Consider the following 19,135-nt stretch of genomic DNA (forward strand, 5'->3'; position numbering starts at 1 on the left):
TCATTTTATAGAAAGAGAATGACAACTATGGAGGAACAAACCATGAACCCCAGTCAGTATCAATTTCGCGTACGATGGGGAGAAACGGATGCTGCCGGTATCGTTTACTATCCCAATTTTTACAAATGGATGGATGAAGCTTCCCATCACTTTTTTCACGAAATCGGCTTTTCATTTGGCCATCTCTTTTCTGAGGAAAAAGCGGGAATGCCTCTCCTAGAGGCACTGTGCAAATTTACATCACCCCTCATGCACGAAGACGAGGTATGCGTCCGCTCAGCCATCATCAGCTTAAAAGACAAGGTATTTACGATCGAACATGAATTTCACAGGATGGGTGAAGTGGTTGCTAGCGGGTATGAAACCCGGGCCTGGGCCGACTTCTCGAACGGAAAGCCAAAGGCAGTATCGATTCCAAATGAGATTCGCAAAGCACTTGCCACTATGCAAAAAAAGGATGATGGAACCCAGGAGAATGTACGGGAGGGGATGTTATGACGGCTCCCTCATATCAGCTTGCTACTATCGATTACGGTCCGAATACAGACAGCGTGGTTGATCTCATGACGAGAGTATCAAGAACGGATTGGTTTTCAACGGTAGGGAAAAGCCCAGGTCGGGCAGCAGCAGAAAAGTCCTTACAGGAAATCAGCCATCGTTTCGGTATCGACGAGTATCGAATCCAGTGGCTCGAAAAAGACCAACTTCCTTCGTTTTTGGAAGGGGTGAGATTGGAAACCAGCCTGCTTTGGCAGCGGATCCATGACATTCCTGACAGGATCAGGGAGAAAGCAGAGGATAGCGGTAGAATGCCAAATTTAACCGCCATCGCGGAGCACATCCCCGAGTATCTTTTTCACCAATCCTTTGATGGGGCGTTCCGTGAGCTTGGCTCACAAGGTAAGGAGATTGTGCAAACCGCTGTCGGCTCGGTCATGTATCTAGCGGGATTAGCCTGCGCTTGGGAACTGCTGGCGGACACAGAAGGCTGGGAAACAAATCCATATGAACCGATGCTGCAGGTGTTCGAAACCGGACATTGGCCTTTGGGATTGTTTGATGGTGCATTCTACTTAATCTAGCTGTTTTGAAGAATGAGGCGACCTGTCAAAGGAGGATTACACGGATATGAGTACTTCGGAAGCGAAAGAAGCGTTGCACCAATTTGCAAACAAGCTGGCTAGTCATCATCTGGGACCGTTGTGGGACAACATTGGAGAAATGGTTACTCCGCAGCCTTCGAATGGCGTCACACCTTATTTGTGGAAGTGGCAGACGATTCGCAAATATTTGCTGGAGGCAGGTTCACTGTTGTCCCTCGGAAGGGCAAGTGAGCGTCGCGTGATCTATTTGCAAAATCCTTCGCTCTTGAAAGAGGGAAAAATCGGATATGCCACTAATACCTTGTACGCGGGTGTCCAGTTGCTATTGCCAGGTGAGATCGCCCCATCACATCGTCACTCACAAGCAGCCATCCGCTTTATCATCGAGGGGGATGGTGGGGCCTATACCACGGTAGACGGAGAGAAAACCTATATGCGCCGGGGAGATTTAATCTTAACACCGCCGTGGACGTGGCATGATCACGGTCATGAAGGGGGAGAGCCTGTTTTCTGGATGGACGGACTTGATGTAGGATTGGTCAAAACGTTAACGGGGTCGTTTTTTGAGCCCTATCATGATGACACCTATCCTGTGACCGGAGAGCCGGATCGTTCCGTTCTTCGCTATGCGAGTGGAGTGAGAGCCATTTCGGAGCGAAAAAAATACGGCTACCCTTCCCCTCTGATTAACTACAAATGGTCGAATATTCAAAAAACAATAAATGATTTAAGCAAGCTTGAACCTGATCCATACGACGGTTACGCGGTTGACTATATTAATCCGACAACTGGAGGTTCTGCAGATGCGAGATTAGGTACGTCTATGCAAAAGCTCCCTCCCGCTTTTCACACGAGAGCCCATCGGCACGTTCACAGTGTCGTTTATCATGTGCTGGAAGGCACAGGGTACTCCGTTATCAACGGACAAAAATTCGAGTGGTCTTCGGGTGATTTCTTCGTGGTCCCACCATGGAGTTGGCATGAGCATCACAACAGCGGAGAAACGGACTCGTTCTTGTTCTCCCTGAACGACCGGCCGGTAATGGAGCTGCTAGGCCTGGAAAAAGAAGATGTCTTGCAAGAAAATGGCGGGTATCAACAGATTGAAAGCGTATTTGAACCCATCACACTCTAACGCTTACAGTCAAGGAGAGGAAAAGGATGAAATTCGCATTGTTTAACGACTTTCAGCTGGGAGTGGTAATAGAGGACAACGTTTACGAGATTGGAGCTTTGATGGCAGATGGAAAGCCGGCCCATTCCTGCCCAATGGTAGACTTGATTCATCGCTATGAGCACGTCAAAGAGACGATTGCAAAGCATGTTTTGAACATGCCTTCCCACTCCCTCGCGGATGTTCGCCTGCGCCACCCTGTATCTCGTCCAGGCAAAATTGTCGCAGCTCCTGTCAACTATCTCGCTCACAAAAAAGAAATGAAGGTCGAGAATACAGCCCGAGGGTTAGGTTTTTTTCTCAAGGCGAATACATCGTTGATCGGACCGGAAGACCCGATCGTTCTACCGGAGAGCAAGGAAGGACGACGGTTTGACCATGAACTGGAGTTGGCTTTCGTCATCGGAAAAACGGCAAAGAATGTGAAAGCTGAGCAAGCCTACGACTACATTTTCGGCTACACAGGTCTGAATGACGTGACACTGCGTCCGGATGAGCAAAACGAAGAAGAAAGATGCCTGCGGAAATCCTTCGATACCTTTACTCCGATGGGGCCGTGGATTGTTACCCCAGAAGATATAAAGGACCCGCAACAGCTGGATATGGTACTAACCGTTAACGGCGAGGAAAGACAAAAGGTAAATGGCAAGGACATGATTTGCGGCATCGCAGAGTTGGTTGAGCTTTTTTCGCATGTCATGACCTTGGAGCCAGGTGACATCATAGCGACCGGGACGCCAGATGGAGTCGCTCCTATCAAGCAGGGGGATGTCATTACAATTTCCATCGATCAAATCGGGTCGTTTTCCAATCCGGTTGTGTCTGAGAGTGTGAAAGGAGAAATGCGTCATGACGGGTAAAGAAATCGTGGTTCTGGACGGAGCCCGCACTGCATTTGCCAAATTCGGAGGCTCATTCAAAGACATTTCCGCCATTGACCTGGGAGTGCAAGTGGCAAAAGAAGCGATGATACGCTCCAAGGTTGAACCGGAAGAGATTGATCAAGTGATATTTGGCAATGTCATACAGTCAAGTCCTGATGCCGTATTAGCCGCACGCCATGTCGGCCTGAAAGCGGGGGTACCGCTGGAAGTGCCTGCATTGACGGTCAACCGTTTATGCGGCTCTGGCCTGGAAGCGATTACTCAGGCGGCACGGATGATCATGACGGGTGAATCCAAGGTTGCTTTGGCGGGTGGAGCAGAAAATATGAGTCAGATCCCGCATGTGATTCGGGGTGCCCGTTGGGGAATTCCGTTGTTTGAAAATCCAATGAGGGATTATTTGTATGAAGCGCTATACGATACCCATGGAGAATGCTTTATGACCACCACAGCTGAAAATTTGGCTGAGCTTCATGGTTTCACTCGAGAGGAACTGGACCGGCACGCTTTGGCCAGTCATGAAAAAGCGTTGAATGCGATCGAAAAAGGCTACTTCCACAAAGAGATCGTCCCGGTGACGGTTCACGAACGAAAGGAGAGCAGAGTTGTCGATACAGATGAGCATCCGCGGAAAACAAGCTTGGAGAAGCTGTCAGCGCTAGCGGCATCCAAGTTCAAGAGAGATGGTCTTGTCACGCCTGGCAACTCAAGCGGTATTAACGATGGCGCAGCGGCACTCGTGGTCACGTCGGCCGAATACGCGCAAAGGCGCGGATGGCAACCAATCGGCCGACTTGTCTCATGGGCGGTAGCTGGAGTGGAACCTAAAATTATGGGAATTGGTCCTGTTCCCGCGATCAGGGAAGCGCTGCAGAAGGCCGGGATGTCAATCGCAGACCTTGATTTGGTGGAGATAAACGAAGCCTTCTCGGCACAGTATCTTGCCTGCCAAAAGGAGTTGGATTTTGATCCTGCCATCGGCAATGTAAACGGTGGCGCAGTCGCTTTGGGGCATCCTCTGGCTGCTTCGGGAGCAAGAATTTCTTTGACTCTCTTATATGAATTGGGCCGAAGAGGCAAAAAATTCGGTGCTTCTGCGCTATGCATTGGTGGAGGTCAGGGCATTGCAGCTGTATGGGAAAGACTGTAGAGAGGGGTATCGAGAAATGGCGCTGGAACGAGTTTTGTCTGTTTCGCAGCTTTTGGAGAAGACGGCAGAACGAACACCTGCAAAAGAAGCGGTCTATGATCTTGTACGCAGACTGACCTACGGCGAACTGCAAAAAGAAGTGCATCAACTGGCTTGCGCGCTGGTTTCTTTGGGAATCAAGGAAGGGGATCGCGTCGGGGTCTCTTTGCCCAATTGGCACGAGACTGTTGAATTGTTTTTTGCCATCTCCAAAGTAGGAGCGATCCTCGTTCCCTTCAATCCCAAGTACCGTGCTCATGAAGTGAATTACATTCTGGCCAATTCCGGAGCAAAAGTGGTTTTTGTTTGTGAGGATTTTGAAAAAGTCGGATTCGAATCTGTTGCTTCTCTTGTGGAGACAGTTGTCACCGTACGATACGAAAAACAAGGGTATCAATCCTTTTCTGAGTTGATGAAGAAAGAGTATCAAACAGCTTTTCCCTCGGTCATTCCCGATCCCGACAACGACATTTTCTGCTTCCTTTACACATCCGGAACTACAGGCTCGCCAAAAGGGGTTATGATCACGCATCGAAGTGTGGTTCAATCCGGGATGGCCATTGGCAAAAGCTTGAAATGCGATCAGGATGATGTGTTCATCATCGTTTCTCCTCTGTTTCATGTGTTCGGGATGTCATGCAATCTAATGTCAGCCGTCTATTTTCAGTCGAAAATGGTGTTGCTGGACAAATATCACCCGCATAAGGCCCTTCAGTTAATCGAGCAGGAAAAAGTAACCGTGCATCATGCCGTACCTGCGATGCTTGCAATGGAACTGCAGCATCCGGATTTCGCAGCCTATGATTTGTCTTCGCTGCGAACAGGGATTACGGGAGCTTCCCTTTGCCCTCCCGAAACGATTCAAGCGGTTCGAGATCGGATGGGGATGAATCTTTGTGTTTCTTTTGGAACCACAGAGACGGGGAGCGTCACGCTTACTCCGTATGAAGCTCAGGGCCATCATGTATTGGATACAGTGGGGAAAGCGATTGATGGGGTCGAGATACGGATTGTCAATGAACAGAGAGAGCCAGTACCTTCAGGTGTTACCGGGGAAATCGCCTACAGAGGATTTGGACTGATGAAAGGCTATTACCAGCTTCCCGAACAAACGGCACTGGCAATTGACAAGGATGGCTGGTACTACACGGGGGACCTGGGGACGATGGATGAAGAGGGGTATATCCGTTTTGTAGGACGCAAAAAAGAGATGATTATCAAAGGCGGATATAACATCTACCCGCAGGAAATTGAGGATGTCTTGCGTAAGTATCCTAAAGTGAGGGAAGTGGCCATTGTCGGGCTTCCCGATCCCATCATGGGGGAACTTGTCTGTGCGGCCATCAAGCTGAAGGATGAGGTTACCTGCACGATGGAGGAGATCAACGAATTTTTAAGGCCTCAATTCGCTAGCTATAAGCTTCCGAGCAGAGTGGTGTTTGTAGAAGAAATACCGACGACGGCTAGCGGAAAAATTCAGAAGACGAAGCTGAAGGATGCACTAATGGAATCTGTATAACTATACATGCGCCGAAATCTCTCTACCTTTACAAGAGGGACAACAGAGGCGCTTTTTTCTTTCAAGTGGTTATAATGGATATAAGAATGTGTGAATGGAATTGAGGTGATTATGTGGTTGACAACAGAAAGCAAAGTGCGTTGGTTGAAAGGCTCAATATTCACTTGCGAAAAACTGCCAGACAATTAATTCAATTCGAAACATTGGACGAGACCCTGCTCTTCCTGGTGAATGCTTTTTGGAAGCAGTTCTCCTGTGATTATGTCTCTATCATTTTTCTGGAAGGAGATCATCTTTACAAGAAAGTAGCGAAAGGAAAAGGGGACTTTTTCGAATCTATTTTTCCGCTACATCGCACAGGCTGTTCGTCCCGTTTTTTGGAAAGCCCAGTTTGGTGCTACGATATTATCAAAGCAGACGAACGTTGCCGTTTTTACGAAAGTATCGAGGCAGAGAGATTCGCTACGTGGTTTACGGTTCCGATTAAGGAACAGGATTCGGACAGTTACGGCGTTTGCTTAATCGGGTTTCGCAGCTTTGTCCCTTTGTTTGAGGATGCAAACAGATTGTTCGTTGAATTTGGGAAAGATATTGTTTCGGCGATCGGTATCGCGATGAATAAACAAAAGGAAAAAAAGAAACTGGAAGGGATGGAGTGGCTGCAAGAGAATGTATCCCTTGGCTCTTCATTGGAGAAGTTGGTTGGCAGTGCAGTCGAGAGAGCGGGAAAAGGGACGGAAGCGGAAGCGGCCTGTATGTATCTCTTTGATGAGGCTAAGAGCTGTTTTGTCCTTCACCCGGCGGCCTACGGCTTCGTTACTCTTCCAACGGCGATAAAGGTCGAACACAAAGATAACCTATATGAATACTTCCCCTTTTTAGATCGGTACGGGGAGAATGAAACTACTGTTCCTCTCATCGTCAACTTAAAGACGGTTGGTGTACTGCATGTAAAGAAGAAACCAAACAGGATCGTTACCCAAGAGGATACGGAACTCCTACATCTCATATCTTCCCATGTCTCTGTTTTGATTGAAAACGCAAGGCTATACAAAAATGAACGGGAAAGCAAGGCGCGCTTGGCAATGTTTATGGAACACCAGAAGGAGCTAGTCAAGCAAACGCTGATAGGGGAAGGGTTTAGTGAAATTACCTCATCGCTTTCGCAAATGATAGAACAGACTGTGATCTTGTTCGACAGGTTCGTACGAACGATGGTTTTTGCTCCGATTGACGCTTCTGAACATACCATCCAATCTATTGTTCAAAAGTCAGAGGCAGAGAACCATGCAATTCGAAAAAGCAGCAGCATGGAACAATGGTTCTCGCTGGAAGATGGGAGTGAGTTTGGCCTATTTACTATCCGAGGCGGGGGAGAATTACACGGATATTTGGCCATACAGATTCCAAAGGATGACGTAGATGCCGTGCTTCACATGACATTAAACCATGCTCTCAATGTGTATGCCACGCAATTTATCAAACAAAAACTAATCCTCGATGCTAAGGATCAGGTGAAGGAAAGCTTTTTGAACCAGTTGTTCGTCCCAAATATACAGGATAAAGAGCGAGTCATCCAGTATGCGAACCTGTTTAAGCTGAATGTGTTCGAGCCTCATAAGGTTGCCATTATTTCTTTTTCCTTTGAAGAAAGTATCGAGAAAGAATCAGACCTCATGGAAATCGAGGCAAAGAAGACCTTGATCTGGGAGCGATTTCGCGAGCATTTGTCCCGGCACTACCCAAGTATTGTGGCTACACGTAAGGAAGGCTTGTTTATCCTGATTGTTCCAGATCAGGGGGGCAGGGAGGAGCATCTCGAATGGGAGCGGGTATATAACCAATTAAAAAAGATCACGCTTTCTCATGAAAAGGGAGCAAAAGTTTACTTAGGCATCAGTTCTAGCACGCAAAAAATCGATCATTATTACCGGTGCTATAAAGAAGCTATGCAGGCTTTAAAAATAGCGGAGAGCCGTTTTCAGCACAAGGGTTTCATCGACTTTGACAGCCTGGGTTCCTATATCGTTCTGAGCAACCTGCAGGACACGATGATCGCAGAACAATTTATTGACAATTACCTCGGTCCCTTATTGAAAACCAGCAAAGGTAAAGGGAAAGAATTGTTCGACACGCTAAGAGTATATTTAGTAATGAATGGAAATTTAAAAGAAACCTCTGAACATCTCTTCATTCACCGCAGTTCGTTAAAGTACAGGTTGGAACGAATCAGTGAGCTTCTAAAGGTGGATCTTGAGGACGCGGAAGAACGATTTAATTTGATGCTGGCCTATAAACTGCACGATTTTTATCGATTGTGAAACTCGATTATCGTCATACATAACCGAGTGCACCCCTGCCAAGCGGCCGGGGTTTTTCTTACTGTCAGAATTGGTAAGACGCAACTGGGGAAAAATCAAGCAATAAGGATGATTAGGAGGTTCTTATGACATACTCGGAATCCGTGCAAGCCTTGTTTCAATCGTTCGCAATCGGAACTCTGTCGCTGCCCAATCGCATCGTGATGGCGCCGATGACCCGTCAATTTTCTCCGGAAGGCGTGCCGACCGCGGATGTAGCGGCCTATTACCGCCGCAGGGCGGAGAACAGCGTCGGATTGATCGTGACCGAAGGCACGATCATCGATCATCCGGATTCGTCCAATCAACCAAACGTACCGCATTTCTACGGCGAAACCGCATTAAACGGTTGGGCAAATGTGTTGGCTGAGGTGCACGAGGCGGGAGGACGGATCTTTCCGCAGATTTGGCATATGGGAGTACGTGGCCAAGTCGGCGATTATTCCGAAGCTGACATCGCCAGCATTGTTCAGGCCTTCGCTCAGTCAGCAGCCGAAGCCAAGCGGCTGGGCTTCGACGGCATCGAGCTTCACGGCGCACATGGATATTTGATCGATCAATTTTTCTGGGAGAAAACGAACCCGCGAACCGACCGTTATGGCGGCGACATGGTGAAGCGCACCCGCTTTGCGGTAGAAGTCATCGAAGCTTGCCGCCGCGCTGTCGGTTCGGATTTCCCGATCGTCCTGCGTATCTCGCAATGGAAGTCGACGGACTATACGGCGAAATTGGCGACTACACCGGCTGAGCTGGAGCAGTTCTTGAAGCCGTTAACCGCGGCGGGCGTGGATGTGTTCCACTGCTCCACCCGCCGTTTCTGGGAGCCCGAATTCGAAGGCTCCGAGCTGAATTTGGCCGGATGGGTCAAAAAGCTGACGGGCAAACCGACGATTACAGTCGGATCAGTCGGCCTGGACACGGAATTTATGAGTTACTTTACAGAAGGGAAGGGCTCCAATCACACCAAGATCGACTCTGTCATGGCTGTTTTTTTGTGCCAAGAATCAACCAACACTTATAAAATTGACAACTTTCTGGAAGGGAACTACACTACTACCAATTCAATCAATTACGACCCTCTTGGATTAGATGGAGAAAGGGGACATCATGTCAATAAACGTACAGCCGAAGTCATGAACATGGAAATGAGCACGGATAAAGCAGTTTGCCCATTATGTACGAAAAAGGTGGTTCTGAGTGATGTCGCAAAAAACGGATGAGATAGGCAGCTACCTGAATTCTCCGGAAAAGCAGGGATGGCTGTATAAACGGACGCTAATCATTGTTGTCATTTCACAAATTTTCGGAGGAGCGGGCCTGGCGGCTGGGGTAACAGTAGGGGCATTGCTGGCACAAGATATGCTTGGCACGGACAGTTATGCAGGAATTCCAGCAGCATTGCTGACACTTGGGTCCGCCGGAGCCGCGATGCTGGTCGGTCGGCTTTCACAACGGTTCGGTCGCCGTGCTGGTCTCGCGGCAGGATTTCTGGCTGGGGGTATTGGCGCTATCGGGGTCATCGTGGCAGCGGTGGATCGCAATATTCTCCTGCTGTTTGCTTCACTGCTTGTCTATGGCGCCGGGACAGCCACCAACCTGCAAGCCCGGTATGCCGGGACTGACCTGGCGAAGCCCAACCAACGGGCGACTGCCGTCAGTATCGCCATGGTCTCGACGACGTTCGGTGCTGTGGCAGGTCCCAACCTGGTGGATGTAATGGGCCGATTTGCCGAGTCGCTCGGTATTCCGGCACTGGCGGGTCCTTTCATTTTGGGTGCGGCAGCCTTTATCCTTGCTGGATTGGTCCTTCTGTGCTTGCTCCGCCCGGATCCATACGTGGTCGCAAAGGCGATTGCCGCCGCGCAGAAAAAAGAGCAGAATCAATCGGCGCAGATGGCTTCGCCGACTCGGGGCAATGCCAACCGGGGAATTATTGTCGGGGCGACGGTTATGATTTTGACACAAATCGTAATGGTTGCGATCATGACGATGACGCCGGTACACATGATGCATCACGGACATGGGTTGAGTGAGGTTGGATTGGTCATCGGAATCCATATCGGCGCGATGTATCTCCCATCCCTGCTGACGGGAGTGCTCGTCGACAAGATTGGGCGAACGGCCATGGCCTATGCATCTGGAGGGATTCTCCTCGCTGCTGCTCTCCTTGCCGCGCTGGCACCTGCCGATTCCATGCTGCTTCTCATCGCCGCGCTTGCGTTGCTTGGCCTAGGCTGGAACTTTGGCTTGATCAGCGGCACTGCACTCATTGTCGATGCCACGGATCTGTCTACCCGAGCGAAAACGCAAGGCACGATCGATGTCTTGATCGCATTGGCTGGCGCATCGGGCGGGGCTCTGTCCGGGATGGTCGTTGCAAGGTCCAGTTATGCCACGCTCTCGTTTGCGGGGGGAGTGTTGTCGCTGCTGCTGATCCCGGTAGTGATCTGGTCCCGCAGCAACAGCAAAGCAGAGCAAAGCGAAAATCTGCCTATGTAAAAAGGCAAAAAGCCGATTCCTCCTTGAGTGGGGAACCGGCTTTTTTGATAGGGCTCACATCGGATCTTACTTTTCTACATAGGCATATTTAAAGTAGGAGCCGCCCAGCGGAAGAATCACAAAGTCTTTCACCTTGTCGTTTTTGATATAGGGATTTCCGCGGAAGTGGATCGGTGCGACCGGCATTTCTTCCATTAAAATCTTCTCCGCGTCGAACATCAGCTTGTTGCGCTTTTCCGGGTCTGTTTCATAGTAGCTTTGATTCAACAGCTCGCGGTATTCCTGGTTGTCAAAGCGGACGACGTTGTTGCCGCCATCTTTGTCCTTGAACATCTCCAGGAAGTTGATCGGGTCGTTGAAATCCGCACCCCACAGCCAGATGCCGAATTGATAGTTTCCTTCTAGGACGTCGGCGTAATAGACCTTCCATTCGGCTGTGCGAATTTCCATGTCGATGCCGAGAGTGTGCTTCCATCTGTCCTGCAGGGCCTGGGCAATCTTTTTGTCCGTTTCGCCGACATCATAGTAGTACGTCAGTTTGGGGAATTCCTTCAGTCCCAGCTCCTGCATGCCTTCCGCCAGCAATTGCTTCGCTTTTTCCGGATCTTCCTTGAAGAAGCCGTCCGGGTTCAAGCCCATGGATACAGGGGACCAGCCGAAAGCGGGTGCAACTCCTGTCTGCAGAATGCCGTCGATGATCTCTTTTCGATCGATCGCATAGGCGAAGGCTTGACGAATTTTTTTATTGGTGAAAGGCGGTTTGGTCGTGTTGAAAATGACGCCCCGCGTCCCCGGATTGTCCGCCACGATAATTTTGCCTTCCTCTTTCAGCTTCCCGATCGCATCTGGAGACAAGTTGAAGGCAGGGTACCCGCCCCAATCCAGATCGCCGTTTTCAAACATGGACAAGGCTGTGTTGGGGTCTTCGATCATGGCGATCTCGATGCGGTCCAGCTTGACGTTGGCTTGATCCCAGTAGGTTGGGCTTTTGCTGAATTGCATCTTGGCCTTGTGCTCCCAGACATCCATCACGAAAGGACCGTTTCCGACGATGGTTTTGGCGTCATTCGCCCAGTCCGGATTGCTCTCAAGGGTCTTTTTATGCAGCGGATAGTAGGTGGTGAACGAAGTCAGCTCACGAAAATAAGGTGTAGGGGCGCGCAGGGTGAACTCGAGCGTGTAGTCGTCCGTTGCCTTGATGCCGACATCATCCAGCGAGCCTTTTCCTGTGTAATATTCCTCGGCCCCTTTGATATAGAATAGTTGATAAGCGTAGTCTGCTGCAGTCTTGGGGTCGAGGTTTCGCTTGATCCCGTACTCGAAGTCATGGGCGGTGACCGGATCGCCGTTGCTCCATTTGGCATCTTTGCGGATGGTGAAGACGTAGTGAGAGAAATCAGGGGATTGGGTGAAGCTCTCTGCCGTCGCATTGACCATCTCCCCTTGGCGGTCGACGGCGGTTAACCCTTCAAACACCAGATTGATCATATCCATGGAAGGCGCGTCGGAAGCAATGCCGGGGTCTAGTGTCGGCGGCTCACCCGGAATGCTCCAGTTCAACACCATGGGCTCGGCTGCTGCGGGTTCAGCGACGGTCTGGGCACCATCTGCAGGTTTCGTTGTGTCGGTCGATGCTGTACTGCACCCTGCTACCAGACTAAAGAGCAGGGCTGTGACAGAAATACGGAGTAGCCACTTTGGCATAAACACCCTCCTAGCATTTATAAAATTTAGAATATTTCTACATCAGATTTAGCATAATAGAGGGATTACCAGGTGTCATTCACCATCATGTATAAATCGGCTCGGGATTTTACGCCAGAAATGGCAGGCTATCTCATACAACTTGTTGTGAAGAACGAGTATAGTTATGGCCGCCAAAAGGGTATGGGGAGGGAGGTGTTGCCCAATCGGATCATTACTAAGGACCTAAATGGAAAATGATTCCATGGAACCAAATAGGCAAAACCTGACTGTTCACGGTTTTTTTTCCTGAGGCTTGGTGATATGATATTTGAGTGTATCGGATTTCCCGCAAGAATGGAGGTGTTTTTGATGCAATGGTATTTGAAGGTTCTGAAGGATTACGTGGCATTTACAGGTAGAGCCAGACGTAAAGAATACTGGATGTTCATCTTGTTCAACTTCATCGTATCCATCGTGCTTTCCCTCGTGGAGAATATGATTGGTATTACCCAGGTATTAACCGGAATTTATTCATTAGCTGTTTTGTTGCCTAGCTTAGGTGTTACAGTTCGTCGACTGCACGATACAGGAAGAAGCGGCTGGTGGATTCTCATCGGGTTGATTCCGCTGATCGGTACGATTGTTCTGATTGTATTTATGTGCCAAGACAGCCAAGAAGACAACCAATATGGAGCCAATCCCAAGGCTGCCGGAAATGCTTTCGTCTAATGGGCATCAAGCCTCCCCCTATTGCAGGGTGGAGGCTTTTTCATTTTCATTAGCTGACCACATCGCGCTTGGTAAAAACGGTCCAGGTAGTAATGATGAACACACTAAAATAGACACCAAGAACGATTAGCGAAAACGGAAGCGTCATTCCTTCGATCAGGGGAGATCCCTCCAGGTACATCGACAAGGAGGTGTTGGCGAACAGGGTATACTTGATCCAGTCGTATTTGACTGCCAATAAACTGGTTGTCAGTCCGCCTGCTAGGAGCAGCAGCATGGAAACGCCTATCGCCAGCGAAGGACTTCGGAAGAGGCTGGAAATCATAAAAGAGATCGTTGCCACAAACAACAGCTCGACTGAATTCAGGAGATATGCAGAGAACAGATGAAGAATCATATTTCCTTCCTGGACGTTGCCTTGCGCGTCTGTGAACAGATAGGGAGTATCCCAATAGGAAAAACCATGGAAAAATCCTTTGCAAGCAAAGGTTGCAGCAAACAGCATCACGAGCAGAAGCAGCGCAAACTGCAGGACACACAGATATTTGGCCAACAGGATTTTGGCCCTGCTGTGAGGCTTCACGAGCAGGGATTTGATCGTTCCCCAGGCAAATTCATTTGCAACGATGCCTCCCGCGACGAAAATGACGAACAGACTGACGAGAGGAATCATGGAGCTCCCTTCCATTGTATAGCTCCAGGGCGTGTAATCCAGCGGGACGATGCCGTGAGATAAGGCGTACTCCTGTACTTTTATTCGACTTTCCAGTTGCTTGATGATTTGGGGATTGGGCTCGTTCAGGATGTCAGCTTTCATCTGCTCGATGTCTCGCTCGACGTGTGTCCGCCATTGGGATACATCCGCTGGAGGGGATTCGTATTGGTTGACCACTCCGACGAGAGCAACGATCAGCAGTAGGAGCGTCATCATGAGCCAGGTGCCGAATTTGGAATACAGTTTCATGTTTTCATTGCGCAGCAGTTTGTACACTTAATGAACCCCCGTCATTTCCAAGAATGTATCCTCCAGCGACTTCGTCAACATCTTCACTTCATAGATGTTGATCTGTGCATGCGCAAGTTCATAGACTACAGACGGTATCTGTTCTTTGGAGAGCTGTACCTTCAGTGTCTGATTGTGCATGGCGCACGAGATGTCCCAAGGAGTTTGCATCAATAGCGCATAGGCTTCCTGTGGCTGGTCAACATCCAGCACGATCGTCACGTTCGATGTATCCGTAAGCATCATATCCTTCAAGGACTTCACATCGACCAATTTCCCTTCTTGCAAAATGGCAATCTCGTCGCACATCAGCTCCATCTCCGAAAGCAGATGGCTGGAGACAATCACAGCCGTGCCTTCCACATCCGCCAATCTACGCAAATGGTCGCGAAGCTCCCGAATCCCGGCAGGGTCCAATCCGTTCGTCGGTTCATCCAGAATCAGGACAGAGGGACGATGGAGCAATGCCTGAGCGATTCCAAGCCGCTGCTTCATCCCTAGCGAATAGGTTTTCACCTTTTGATGGATGTGCTTCTCCAATCCGACCAGCGCGACTACTTCTTTCATCCTCTTGCGATTCACGCCAGGGAGCATATTGGCCGCGTGGATCAGATTCTTCCAACCCGACATATAATTGTACATTTCCGGATTCTCGACGATTGCGCCGACGTGTTGAATCGCTTTTTCAAACTCGTGCTTCACGTTGGATCCGTGGATCGTGATATGACCGCCAGTGATGGAAGTCAAGCCCACCATCATGCGGATCAGGGTGGTTTTTCCGGCTCCGTTTGGTCCCAGCAAGCCAAATACTTTTCCTCTCGGAATATCGAGGCTGATCGTATGAATAATGGTTTTCAGACCGATTTTTTTCGTAACATCCCGCAATTGAACGACTGTGTCCTGGTTCATTCTTTCCTCCATTTTTGTGTGGACCGTGCAGCACTGCTTACCGGTCTTGCTGATACCTTTCTTCGTAATTTTAGCTGGCAGAAAAAGAGGGGGTAACGACCCACAGATCGAATCCGGCTCCGTCTCGGGATGGAGATGTATCAACAATGAAGGATTTTCCAAACATATAGGGAATTGTAGCTGAGTGCGAAATTTTATACGGATGCTGCTAGGTGCCCTTGCGAGAGCGAGGGGTAACAGGGAATCGGGTGAAAATCCCGAGCGGTCCCGCCACTGTAAAGGTGAGTTCTCTTTCGATGATGCCACTCGGTTTGCCGGGGAAGGCGAAAGAGCACGATGAACCGAAGCCAGGAGACCTACCTAGTTTGTCACACCCAAAGTGCCTTCGCGGAAAGGAGAGGTGGATGAAGCGTGGAAAGAATGCCTTTTTGTGTCTATTTCATGTGAATCATCTGCGTTGACCCCGTCCGGTATGGCGGGGTCTTTTTGGTGTGCCACGCATGGCGATTAACTAGGTGGTGAAAGTCCACTGTGGGGGTTTGTAGTTACCAACCACTAGCCAAGAGCAAGGGTGTCCACCGCGAGGTGGAATCCAAAGGAAGCTGGAGGCAAACTTCCGGCCCAAGGAACACGAACATCATCAGGCATAGGATACGGGATGAGTCTGCCAAACAAGACGAAGTCCAATTAACTACACGGACGTACCAATGTAAATGATGTGGGTATATGGAAGGAAAGTGAATCGTCTTACCGTGGGAGGTCTCATGGACGTGAGGAGATGCACTTCGAATCACGGTTGAAACAAGATTTATCATGAGAAGTCAGCAGACGCCATAGTACCGCATGCAGTCGACAACATGCGGGAAGGGCCGAACCTAAGGAGGTGTGAGTCAATGAAAGTTACCAAAACAGGAGCAAAGGGCAGCCAACTTCCAACGGAAGGCTTCACGCAGAAAGATAGTGCGGAACACGAAGGATATGCGGGAGCGCACATTCCTGCGAGGATAACTGAAACGGATAACACCAACACAGACTTGCCGAAGGATGGATTGCTCGAGAAAATTGTGAGCAGGAACAATCTGAACGAAGCGTTCAAGAGAGTCAAAGCGAACAAAGGCTCCCACGGAATTGATGGGATGGGAGTGGATGAACTTCTACAACATCTCAAAGAGAATGGGGAGACACTCAGGCAATCAATCCTGGACGGGAAATACCGTCCGAACCCCGTTCGGAGGGTAGAAATCCCCAAAGAGAATGGAAAGAAAAGAAACCTGGGAATCCCGACGGTTGTTGATCGAGTCATCCAACAAGCCATAGCGCAAGTGCTTACGCCGATCTATGAGAAAGAGTTCTCCGAGAATAGTTTCGGCTTCCGCCCCAAACGAAGCGCACATGATGCAATCAGAAGAAGTCAGGCGAACATACAAGAAGGGTACAAATACGTGGTGGATATGGACTTGGAGAAATACTTCGACACCGTGAATCAAAGTAAACTCGTCGAGGTATTATCGAGAACCATCAAGGACGGGCGGGTCATCTCACTCATACACAAGTACCTAAAAGCTGGCGTCATCGTGAAGCATAAGTTTGAAGAAACGGAAGTCGGTGTACCGCAAGGGGGCAATCTGAGTCCAATACTTAGCAATATCATGCTGAACGAATTGGACACAGAACTGGAAAACAGAGGTCATAGGTTCGTCCGCTATGCGGACGATCTGCTCATCTTCTGCAAGAGCAGAAAAAGTGCTGAGCGAGCGCTGAGGAACATCCTCCCCTTTATCGAGAAGAAACTCTTCCTCAAAGTAAATCGGGAGAAGACGGTCGTGGATGAGGCGAGGAAGGTCAAATTTCTTGGTTTCTCATTTTACTCCCTCAAGGGGCAGACGAGAGTCAGAATCCATCCGAAATCCATCGTGAAGATGAAAACCAAGGTTAAGGAGTTGACCGCAAGAAGCAACGGAATAGGAAACGAAGACAGAGCCGTGAAGCTCAGACGATATATCATGGGCTGGGTGAACTATTTCAAAATTGCCGACATGAAGAAACTGCTCCAAACCACGGATGAATGGATGCGAAGGCGAATTCGCATGATCTACTGGAAGCAATGGAAACGGATAAGGACAAGGTTTAAAATGCTGAAATTATTCGGAGTCCAAGACCAGAAGGCATGGGAATACGCAAACACAAGAAAGAGCTACTGGAGAACCTCCAATAGTCCCATCCTCGCCCAATCCCTCGGAAACAACACGATCAAAGGACTCGGTTTCATATTCTTTTCAGATTATTATCGACAAGTCACTGCGTAAACTTAGGAACCGCCGTATACCGAACGGTACGTACGGTGGTGTGGGAGGTCGGCTGCCCAAATAATGGGTAGCCTCCTACCCGATTATACATTCGTGTCGTGGAGGAGTTGACATGGAAAAAAGCAACAGCTATCCTTAAAACGTAATTATTACGATTTATGAAGCCGCAATAAGATGTATAGAGGGAGTGGAGAGAGAATGACAACCTGGAATCTGTCTGGAACCCAGCAGCATGTATTCATCTGCAATGGGGGGAGCTGCATGAAGCGTGGCGGAGAGGAGGTAACACAAGCGATCCGCGATGCCATCCGGGAGAACGAAGCCGATCATTTGATACATACGACGCGGACCCGGTGCAACGGACGCTGTGAGAATGCATGCGTCGTCATGATCTACCCGCTCGGCGTCTGGTACAAGGATGTGACGCCTGACCTGGCGCAGCAAATCATCACGCAGCATGTACGAGAAGGAAAGCCGTTGCAAGAAAATCTCCTCTATACGTATCAGAATGGTTTCGTACCTGCACAAGACGTTTCTGTGGGGATTTCCAAGAAAACAGGCAAGAAGGAATAAAATCGGGGAGAGAACCGAGATGACAATCACAAAACAGAGAAGAACAATCACAATACCGTGGTTGATCGCCATATTCGCAATCCTGCTGCTCACGGGCTGCGCTTCTGCGCCCAGCTCTGAGCCTGAACAGCCATCATCGCCGCCGAATCAGGCGTCGCCTGCCACCGAAACCCACGAACCCGAAGTCCTGACGTTTACGGACACGGCAGGCAAAGAAATCACCCTGCCTCTGCCAATCGAGCGGGCGGTCGTGCTCAATCGTAATACGGCGGAAGCCATCACCTTGCTGGGGGCAAAAGATGCCATTCTGGCGACAGGCGATACGACGATCAAAAACAACCCCTATTTGGAATTGGCGGGCAAGCCGGACGTGGGCGAGACCAAACAGGTCAATCTGGAGCTGATCTTGAGCTTGAAGCCGCAAGTTGTGTTTGCATATACCAACCGGCCGGATCAGACGCTGGAGGAAAAGCTGGAGCCTGCGGGGATCAAGGTCGTCCGCATCAATAATTACTTGCCGGAGCAGATGGACGAGGAGCTTCGCCTGCTGGGGAAATTGTTCCGCAAAACCGACAAGGCAGAACAATTCCTTGAGTGGAAGCATTCCATCGAGCAGCTTTTGGCAGATCGCGTGGCAGGCTTGAAGGAGGAAGAAAAGAAAAGCGTCTTGGCACTATCCGCAGGTTTTCTCAATACGAACGGCGGCTATCGCATTTTTCCCAGTCAGTCGATAGGCGGAAAACCGGGAGTGGGAGAAGGCTACGCCACGATCTTGGCGGGCGGAAAGGATGCTGCGGATCTGGAGTGGAACCCGGCCGAGTCATCGACCACGATCATGGTGGACGAGGAGTACGTGCTGAAACGCAACCCGGATGTGATTACCCTGCATGGCACCTGGCTGGGCGGATACGAGACGGAAGATGCCAAGCCGTTTGAAGAAGCGCTGGACAATATCATGAAAACGACCTCCGTTTCCCGGCTCAAGGCAGGGCAAACCCGGGATATCTACTTCTTCTACACCAATTTTGTAGGGTCGGACAAGCGTTATATCGGCACGCTGCAGCTGGCGAAATATTTGTATCCGGACTTGTTCCAGGACGTCGACCCTGAGCAATATGCCCGAGAGTATTATGAAAAGTGGTTGAATGTCCCGTACAAAGGGATATGGACCTATTCCTATAAAGATGCAAAGTAAAGAGAG

General features: G+C 49.5%; 16 protein-coding genes and 1 riboswitch. Of the genes, 13 read left to right on the forward strand and 3 right to left on the reverse strand.

Annotated elements, in window-relative coordinates:
* Positions 1-42: 42 nt before the first annotated feature.
* The 9 genes from T458_RS55485 (at position 43) to T458_RS55520 (ending at position 10,728) form a co-directional block, all read left to right on the forward strand.
* Positions 43-498: an acyl-CoA thioesterase gene (locus tag T458_RS55485; protein ID WP_023555522.1), complete on the forward strand. Its 456-nt coding sequence runs from the start codon at positions 43-45 to the stop codon at positions 496-498.
* The gene (locus tag T458_RS55490) at positions 495-1,082 is read left to right on the forward strand and encodes a hypothetical protein (RefSeq protein ID WP_023555523.1); all 588 of its coding nucleotides are present in this window, start codon (positions 495-497) and stop codon (positions 1,080-1,082) included. Before T458_RS55485 ends, T458_RS55490 begins: the two co-directional genes overlap by 4 nt.
* A gap of 46 nt (positions 1,083-1,128) precedes the next feature.
* On the forward strand, positions 1,129-2,238 hold the full coding sequence (locus T458_RS55495; protein WP_023555524.1) for a cupin domain-containing protein: 1,110 nt from the start codon (positions 1,129-1,131) through the stop codon (positions 2,236-2,238).
* Between the two features lie 26 nt (positions 2,239-2,264).
* Entirely contained in the window at positions 2,265-3,137 is an 873-nt protein-coding gene (locus T458_RS55500; RefSeq protein ID WP_023555525.1) for a fumarylacetoacetate hydrolase family protein, read from the forward strand.
* Positions 3,127-4,311 carry an acetyl-CoA C-acetyltransferase gene (locus T458_RS55505; RefSeq protein ID WP_023555526.1) on the forward strand — a complete coding sequence of 395 codons (1,185 nt, stop codon included), beginning with the start codon at positions 3,127-3,129 and terminating at the stop codon, positions 4,309-4,311. The genes T458_RS55500 and T458_RS55505 overlap by 11 nt, the downstream gene beginning before the upstream one ends.
* Positions 4,312-4,327: 16 nt before the next feature.
* Positions 4,328-5,869: a class I adenylate-forming enzyme family protein gene (locus T458_RS55510; RefSeq protein ID WP_023555527.1), complete on the forward strand. Its 1,542-nt coding sequence runs from the start codon at positions 4,328-4,330 to the stop codon at positions 5,867-5,869.
* Between the two features lie 755 nt (positions 5,870-6,624).
* A complete protein-coding gene (locus tag T458_RS55515; protein ID WP_171819428.1) occupies positions 6,625-8,190 on the forward strand; it encodes a helix-turn-helix domain-containing protein in 1,566 nt (521 codons plus the stop codon).
* 125 nt (positions 8,191-8,315) lie between these two features.
* Positions 8,316-9,449 carry an NADH:flavin oxidoreductase gene (locus T458_RS0129620; protein WP_023555529.1) on the forward strand — a complete coding sequence of 378 codons (1,134 nt, stop codon included), beginning with the start codon at positions 8,316-8,318 and terminating at the stop codon, positions 9,447-9,449.
* Entirely contained in the window at positions 9,430-10,728 is a 1,299-nt protein-coding gene (locus T458_RS55520; protein WP_023555530.1) for an MFS transporter, read from the forward strand. Before T458_RS0129620 ends, T458_RS55520 begins: the two co-directional genes overlap by 20 nt.
* A gap of 66 nt (positions 10,729-10,794) precedes the next feature.
* Here the strand turns inward: T458_RS55520 and T458_RS55525 are convergent, their stop codons facing one another.
* Entirely contained in the window at positions 10,795-12,432 is a 1,638-nt protein-coding gene (locus T458_RS55525; protein WP_023555531.1) for a peptide ABC transporter substrate-binding protein, read from the reverse strand.
* A 351-nt stretch (positions 12,433-12,783) separates the two neighbouring features.
* Here T458_RS55525 and T458_RS55530 point away from each other — a divergent pair, with 351 nt between their 5' ends.
* On the forward strand, positions 12,784-13,143 hold the full coding sequence (locus tag T458_RS55530; protein ID WP_023555533.1) for a DUF805 domain-containing protein: 360 nt from the start codon (positions 12,784-12,786) through the stop codon (positions 13,141-13,143).
* A 49-nt stretch (positions 13,144-13,192) separates the two neighbouring features.
* On the opposite strand, the gene T458_RS55535 is transcribed toward T458_RS55530, so the two are convergent.
* Positions 13,193-14,134, reverse strand: coding sequence for an ABC transporter permease (locus tag T458_RS55535; RefSeq protein WP_023555534.1), 942 nt, complete (start codon positions 14,132-14,134; stop codon positions 13,193-13,195).
* Positions 14,135-15,055, reverse strand: a complete 921-nt coding sequence (locus T458_RS55540; protein WP_023555535.1) for an ABC transporter ATP-binding protein — start codon at positions 15,053-15,055, stop codon at positions 14,135-14,137.
* A 195-nt stretch (positions 15,056-15,250) separates the two neighbouring features.
* Positions 15,251-15,433, forward strand: a riboswitch (cobalamin riboswitch).
* Between the two features lie 515 nt (positions 15,434-15,948).
* Between T458_RS55540 and ltrA the strand changes: the two genes are divergently transcribed.
* From ltrA to T458_RS55555, 3 genes are all read left to right on the forward strand, one after another.
* On the forward strand, positions 15,949-17,361 hold the full coding sequence (gene ltrA, locus T458_RS55545; RefSeq protein ID WP_023555536.1) for a group II intron reverse transcriptase/maturase: 1,413 nt from the start codon (positions 15,949-15,951) through the stop codon (positions 17,359-17,361).
* 198 nt (positions 17,362-17,559) lie between these two features.
* On the forward strand, positions 17,560-17,934 hold the full coding sequence (locus T458_RS55550) for a (2Fe-2S) ferredoxin domain-containing protein (protein ID WP_023555537.1): 375 nt from the start codon (positions 17,560-17,562) through the stop codon (positions 17,932-17,934).
* A gap of 19 nt (positions 17,935-17,953) precedes the next feature.
* Entirely contained in the window at positions 17,954-19,129 is a 1,176-nt protein-coding gene (locus T458_RS55555) for an ABC transporter substrate-binding protein (protein ID WP_023555538.1), read from the forward strand.
* Positions 19,130-19,135: the final 6 nt, after the last annotated feature.

It is taken from the genome of Brevibacillus panacihumi W25, assembly GCF_000503775.1.
GTDB classification, from domain to species: Bacteria; Bacillota; Bacilli; order Brevibacillales; family Brevibacillaceae; genus Brevibacillus; species Brevibacillus panacihumi_A.